This window comes from Streptomyces sp. OfavH-34-F (assembly GCF_022347745.1).
In the GTDB taxonomy this organism is placed as follows: domain Bacteria; phylum Actinomycetota; class Actinomycetes; order Streptomycetales; family Streptomycetaceae; genus Streptomyces.
Map to the genome: position 1 here is coordinate 1 of NZ_JAKRGC010000370.1, position 5,705 is coordinate 5,705.

Annotated in this window: 7 protein-coding genes and 1 pseudogene; all 8 read left to right on the plus strand. The window is 72.7% G+C overall.

Translation table 11 applies throughout. The features are described 5' to 3' along the window. Window positions 1–231 (plus strand): annotated as a pseudogene (locus tag MHW47_RS31135) (hypothetical protein); the annotation flags it as partial. 79 nt (window positions 232–310) lie between these two features. Continuing rightward, window positions 311–472, plus strand: a complete 162-nt coding sequence (locus MHW47_RS31140; protein ID WP_199564806.1) for a daptide-type RiPP — start codon at window positions 311–313, stop codon at window positions 470–472. A gap of 85 nt (window positions 473–557) precedes the next feature. Continuing rightward, complete coding sequence (locus MHW47_RS31145; RefSeq protein ID WP_158564900.1) at window positions 558–728, plus strand: daptide-type RiPP; 171 nt, start codon at window positions 558–560, stop codon at window positions 726–728. A gap of 105 nt (window positions 729–833) precedes the next feature. Beyond that, complete coding sequence (locus MHW47_RS31150) at window positions 834–1,040, plus strand: hypothetical protein (RefSeq protein ID WP_239227221.1); 207 nt, start codon at window positions 834–836, stop codon at window positions 1,038–1,040. Next, complete coding sequence (locus MHW47_RS31155; protein WP_239227222.1) at window positions 1,037–1,765, plus strand: ABC transporter ATP-binding protein; 729 nt, start codon at window positions 1,037–1,039, stop codon at window positions 1,763–1,765. Before MHW47_RS31150 ends, MHW47_RS31155 begins: the two co-directional genes overlap by 4 nt. Next, window positions 1,758–2,498, plus strand: a complete 741-nt coding sequence (locus tag MHW47_RS31160) for an ABC transporter permease (protein ID WP_239227223.1) — start codon at window positions 1,758–1,760, stop codon at window positions 2,496–2,498. The genes MHW47_RS31155 and MHW47_RS31160 overlap by 8 nt, the downstream gene beginning before the upstream one ends. A 14-nt stretch (window positions 2,499–2,512) precedes the next feature. Beyond that, on the plus strand, window positions 2,513–4,156 hold the full coding sequence (gene mpaP / locus MHW47_RS31165) for a daptide biosynthesis intramembrane metalloprotease (RefSeq protein ID WP_239227224.1): 1,644 nt from the start codon (window positions 2,513–2,515) through the stop codon (window positions 4,154–4,156). Between the two features lie 61 nt (window positions 4,157–4,217). After that, on the plus strand, window positions 4,218–5,705 hold a 1,488-nt coding region (gene lanKC / locus MHW47_RS31170), incomplete at its 3' end, for a class III lanthionine synthetase LanKC (RefSeq protein WP_239227225.1).

A 5,705-nucleotide genomic window follows, 5' to 3' on the forward strand; every position in this document is an offset into this window, starting at 1 on the left:
CGGCGCGTCACCGCCGCCCCCGGGACGACCGTCGCGCTCGCGCACCGGATCGTCCGGGTGTGGGGCGCGGGACTGCCGATGCTCGGCGGCCTCGGCCACGCGGAGGTGCTGAGGCTGCTGCGGGCGACCGTGACGGAGCCCGGAACCGCCCCGGGCCGGCCGGGCCCGGTCCAGCCGCGGGCGGACGCCGCCGCCCGCCCCGCCGGGGGACGACTGGCCCCGGCCACCTAGGACTTCCACCGCGCCCTCCGGTGACGGGGCGGCGCGGCGGGGGATGAAAAGTACCCAAGATGAACAAGAAGGAGGAGACATGCAGGAGACTCCCGAGCCGCTGCTCGAACTCGGTATGCAGGAGCTGGAGGCCATGGACGCGCCGGGCTGGGCGACGGGCATCGGCGTGGTCGTCGGCGTGATCGTCAGCGCCTCGGCCGCCTACGGCAGCGCCGCCGTCTCGGTGTCGCTCCTCACCTGAGTCCCGGGGGGAGGCGGCCTCCTCACCGGGCGGCCACCGCTCTCACGTACGAACCGACCACTCATCACGAAGAGAGGTGTGACCCATGATCATGGAAGAGACCAAGGAGATCGCTCCGCTGCTCGAACTGGGCATGCAGGAGCTGGAGGCCATGGACGCTCCGGGGTTCTGGACCGGAGTCGCGATCGGCGTCGCGATCAGCGGCGTCGCCGCGGCGAGCGCCGCGGTCAGCGTGGCCGTGAGCATCGCCACCTGATGACGACACACAGCTGAGCGCCGATGCCGTGGTGACGGGCAGCATCCGCCACCACGGCATCGGCCCAGTAGCACAGTACCGAACACCATGAGGTGGAGGAGAGAGATGAACCGCAGGAGCGCCGTCGGCCTCGCCCTGTCCGTCGCCGGTCTCGGCGTGCTGGTCGCCCTGGCCGCCGTCGCGGCCGCACTCGAACTGGACGGTGGACCACGCATCTTCGTGACCGCCGTCATCGTCTGTGCCATCGCCGGAGCCTCCGCCCTCGTCGGGGCCGCCGCCGTCCGGGGCAGCCGCGGTCAGGAGCAGCCGTGAGCGAGCCCGCGGTCATCGAATTCCACGGCGTGACGAAGAGGTTCGGCGAGCTGACGGCGGTCGAGGACCTCTCCTTCGGCGTGCGCCCCGGCCGCATCGTCGGTCTCCTCGGCCGCAACGGCGCCGGCAAGAGCACCGCCCTGCGCGTACTCCTCGGCCTCGCCCGCGCCACCACCGGGCACGCCACGATCTTCGGGCAGCCCTACGAGCAACTGCCCGACGCCGCCCGGCGGGTGGGCGTCAGCATGGACTCGACCGGTCCGATGCCGGGCACCACGGGCCGCCGCGACCTGCGGATCTGGGCGCGCACCCTGGGGCTGCCGACGTCCCGGGTCGACGAGGTGCTCGACCAGGTCGGCCTCACGGACGGCGCCGACCGCAAGGTCAAGGGCTACTCCACCGGCATGAAGCAGCGCCTCGCGCTCGCCACCGCGCTGCTCCCCGACCCCGAGATCCTCGTCCTGGACGAGCCGGTCAACGGCCTGGACCCGGACGGCATCCGCTGGCTGCGCGAACTGCTGCGCTCCTTCGCGGCGGAGGGCCGGACCATCCTGCTCTCCAGCCACCTCCTCGCCGAGGTCGAACAGACCGTCGACGACGTCGTGATCCTCCAGCGCACGCTGCGCTTCGCGGGCGAGCTGTCGCAGCTCACCGGCGACGGCGCCGAGCGCCTGGAAGACCGTTTCTTCGAGCTGGCCGGAACCGCCGGGGGGGCCCGTGTCTGACGCACTGCGCGGTGAATGGCTCAAGGCGTGGACCGGCAAGGCCTGGCTCGTGCTGATGCTCTGCGGCGTCTACATGTCGCTGATGGCGAGCTTCGGTTACGGCTCCGAGGGCTCCAAGGCGATCGACCACGGCACCGCCACCGTCGCGTCGGTGACCGACGACGTCGTACGCGCGTGGATGATGACCTTCCTCTTCGCCTCCCTGTACGGCGCGGTCGTGGTGACCCGCGAGTACAGCTCCGGCTCGATCAGCCGCTCCGTCCTGGTGACGGGGCGTTCCCGGCTGTTCGGCGCCAAGCTGGCGGTCGGCACGGTCATGGGCGGCGTCTTCGGACTGCTCGCCGTGGTCTGCTCGGTGCTGTCCGCCTGGGGCGTGATGGCCACCTTCGGACGGGACTTCACCTGGACGAAGGAGACGACGCTCATCGCGCTCGGCGTCTTCGTCTGCAACGTCCTCGCCGCGCCCTGGGGCGTCTTCCTGGGCTGGATCATCCGCCACCAGATCGCCGCCGTCGTCGCGGTGATGGCCCTGACCCTGCTGATGGACCCCGGCATCCAGCGGCTGGCTCCGGAGGCGGCGAGCTACCTGTTCACCATCGCCATGAGTTCGATCTACCGGGACGTGGGCCATGTGCTGCTCTCGCCGCAGGTCGCGCTCCTGGTCATCGCGGGCTGGCTCGCGGCCGCCGGGTTCGCCGCCTACCGATTCTTCCGCGTCCGAGACCTCACCTAAGGCAGGCAGACCGTATGTCCACCAAGGCCGAGACGCCGACCGTGCCCCCGGAACTGCTCGCCCGCCCCCGGCTCGCCCCCGACGTCTCGGTGCACGAGCCGGCCGCGGAGGGGGCGCCGTGGCTCATCCAGCAGGGGTCGGCGCGCTATCTGCGGGTCCAGCCCGACCTGGCCCGGCTCGCCCTGGCGCTCAACGGAACCCGGGACCATCCGCTGCTGGCGGAGATCCTCGGCGAGCCGTGGACGGCCGAGGCGGTCTCGCAGGCCGTGGGCATGCTCGCGTCCGGCCGGCTGCTCGACAACGGTGAGACGGTCCGCAGGAGCGGGCGCCGCTTCAAGTTCGTACCGCCGATGACCGTGCAGTTCACGATCCTGCGGCCCGACCGCATGCTGCGGGGCCTGTCGCCACTGGTCCGGGTCCTGACGGGCCGGGCCGGAACGGTGGCGGCCGCCGCGCTCGCCCTCGTCGGGCTGATGGTGCTCGCGGCCCAGTCGGCCGGCCTGAACACCGCGCTCGGACGGCCGCTCGGCCTCGGTACGTACGTCGCGATCTTCGCCGGCATCCTGGCCACGACCGCCGTGCACGAGTTCGGCCACGGCGCCGTCCTCACCCACCACGGGGGACGCCCGGCGCGCATGGGCGTCATGCTGTTCTACCTGTCGCCCGCCTTCTTCTGCGACGTGACGGACGGCTGGCGGCTGCCGCGCAAGGGCCAGCGGGTCGCCGTCGCCCTGGCCGGGATCGCCACCCAGGTGGTCATCGCCGGGGGCGCGGCCGTGGTCTCGCTGTTCTGCTCGGGCGAGGCCCGCGACGGCCTCCTGATCTTCGCGTTCGTCACCTACATCGCGGGCATCCTCAACCTGATGCCGTTCGTCAAGCTCGACGGCTACATCGCGCTGATGAGCCACCTCGACGTGCCGCACCTGCGCGACCGGGCGCTCGTCGACGGACGCCGCGCGGTGGCCCGGCTGCTGTTCGGCGGCCGGTACACGCGCAAGCTCCCCGAACTCGGCCGCTGGGCCGTGCCGTTCGGGCTCGTCTGCATGGCCTTCCCGCTCTACCTGATCGCCACGGCGATCAACCTGTGGGGCGACGCCCTGCAGCGCATCGGCATCGTCGGCGCGTGGGTCATGCTCTGCGGGCTCGGCTACCTCTGCTACCACCTCGGACGGGGCTTCCTGCGCGTCCTGCGCGAGGCGCGGGCCGGCGGCGCGGGCAAGGTCCGGCTCGGCGTGGGCGCGGTCCTGGCCGCCGGGGCGCTCACGGCCGTCCTCGCGCTCGTCCAGATCCCGTACACGGTGACCGCGGGCTACGAGGTGCGCGACGACGGCAGCGCCGTGTTCCTGCTGCCGCCCTCCGCCGACCGCTCCGTGATGGAGGAGGGCGCGCGGGTGCGGCTCTACCGGGTGGGGCTCGCCGCGAAGGCCGAGACCGGGAGCGGTGTGATCGCCTCGGACCGGCCGGAGTCCACCACGGCCCCGCTCTCCGCCTTCCTGCCGCTGCGGGCCGACTCGCTGCCGACCCCCGCCGACGGATACCGGCTGGAGCTCACGAAGGCCCCCGGTGCCCGGATCGGCGGAGCGGTCGTGGACGCGGGGAAGATGCCCGCCGGGAAGTGGATGTACGTCAAGTACGTCCTGCCCGCCTTCCGCTGGTAGCCCGGCGCCCGCCGCCCCGTTCCGTACGCCACCTCCGCCCCAGGCCCGCTAGGAGACCCCGATGGACTTCCGGTACCTGACCTTCTGCCGGCCCGGCGAGGTCTTCTACGACATACAGCCGCCCGGTTCCGCCGAGGAGGACTTCCCCGCCGCGCGCGCCCCGCTCCCGGAGGGCTGGACGCGGGCCACCAACGAGGACTGGGTGGTCTTCCGCCCGCCGGGCGTCGAACTCCCCGAGCAGGGCTGGAAGATCCACGTCACGGCGACGCAGGAGAACGCCGGGCGGATCAGCCGCCTCGTCCGCGACTACTGCCTCGACCACGGCGTGTACTTCAAGTTCATCCGCAGCCGGGCCGTCCTGGCGCGCCGCAACAGCAAGTACGGCGACCGGGGCAGCAGCGGGAAGTTCGTGACGCTCTACCCGCTCGACGAGGACATGCTGGGCGAGGTCCTCGACGCCCTCGAACCGCTGCTCGTCGGCGAGTCGGGCCCGTACATCCTCAGCGACCTGCGCTGGCGGCAGGGCCCGCTCTACCTGCGCTACGGCGGCTTCGTCGCCCACCTCGTACGCACCGAGTCCGGCGAACTCGTCCACTGCATCAAGGACCCGGAGGGCAACTGGGTGCCCGACGTACGCGGCCCGGGGTTCCGGCCGCCGCCGTGGGTCACCCTGCCGGAGCGGGTGAAGGAGGCGCTGGAGGAACGCAACAGCGGGGCGCTCACCGGCTTCCCGTACCGCCCCACCAAGGCGCTGCACTTCTCCAACGGCGGCGGCGTCTACCTCGCGACCGACGCCCGCGACGGCACGACCGTCCTGCTGAAGGAGGCCCGCCCGCTCGCCGGACTCGACGCCGACGGCACCGACGCCGTGGCCCGCCTGCGCAACGAGTACTGGGCGCTGCGCCGGCTCGCCGGGCTCGACTGCATGCCCGCGCACGCCGAGTTCCGCAAGGGCAACGAGCACTACTACCTCGCCCGCGAGTACGTCGAGGGCAAGGCGCTCGGCCAGGAGATGCAGGAACGCAACCCGCTCCTGGGCAACGGCCCCGCCACCGCCGAGGCATTCGCCGCCTACACCGCGTGGGCGCTGGCCACCCTCGACGCGATCGAGCACGCGATGCGCGCGCTCCACGAACGGGGCGTCGTCTTCGGCGACCTGCACCCCAACAACGTGCTGCTGCGGCCCGACGGCGGCGTGGTCTTCATCGACCTGGAGGCGAGCAGCGAGGCCGTGGCGCGCGCCTCGCAGGCGATGGCCGCGCCCGGCTACCAGGCACCGGCCGGATACACGGGCACGGACGTGGACCGGTACGCGATGGGGTGCCTGCGGCTCGGGGTCTTCCTGCCGCTCACGCAGGTGCTGCCCTGGTCGGAGCGGAAGACGGAGGAGTTCCTGACGCTGATCGCCCGGCACTTCCCCGTACCCGAGGACTTCGCCGGGCGGGTGCGCGCCGACCTGGCGCCGCCGGAGCCCGGGGGCGCGCTGCCGGAAGGGGCGCTTCCGGCGCCGGCCGGGGGCCTCGCGCCCGTGTGGCCGGCGGACGGGCCG